The sequence below is a fragment of the Vibrio sp. 1288 genome, assembly GCF_033344475.1.
The window spans coordinates 1-726 of sequence record NZ_JAWPOX010000469.1 but is presented as its reverse complement, the minus strand read 5'-3'; the positions used below and the strand labels follow the sequence as shown (position 1 = coordinate 726).

Genomic DNA, 726 nt, shown 5'->3' with positions numbered 1-726 from the left:
TAAGGCACTACTCGGTCATTACCGTCGTTACCCACTGCAAATTATTCTCGTCTGGTTAGGCTTAACGCTTGGTGTTTCGCTTCTCGTTGGTGTTACTTCTATCAACCAACATGCGAAGCAGAGTTACGAAACAGGTGAGAAGCTTTTCTCAAACCCACTTCCTTACCGAATTCGTACCAAACATTCTGCAAATAAAATTCCTCAAGGATTTTACATTCAGTTGCGCCGCGCTGGTTTCAACCAATGTGCGCCTTTTGACGTCCTTCATCTGGATGCCAAAACGGACATGAACTTGATGCTCGTTGGCATCGATCCTGTCGCAATGATCCCCCTTCAGCACGGCAAGTCACTTAATGAGATGCCCGTTCTCTCCTTGATGAAGCCGCCGTATCCGATCTTGATCAGTCAAGATTTGGCGTCTTACATGAACTGGCAAGACGGCGACTTTATTGAGTTGAATGATGGTAGCCGTCTTGGTCCTGTTCAAGTGGATCAAAACAAGCTCTTATCAGGTACACGTTTAGTTACCGACATTTCTTTATTAAGAATGTTGAAGCGAAGCTCGGGTCTTTCAGCGATTTCATGTGGCGAGATGCCAGAAGAAAAACTGATCGCATTAAAAAACATACTGCCAAATGGCATGACCTTGGTACGAAACACTCGTACTGAGCTTGAATCTTTGACCAAAGCATTCCACATGAACCTAACTGCGATGGGGATGTTGTC

General features: G+C 45.2%; 1 pseudogene. It reads left to right on the top strand.

What is annotated here, in order from left to right:
• A pseudogene (locus R8O11_RS27445) lies at window positions 1-726 on the top strand (ABC transporter permease); the annotation flags it as partial.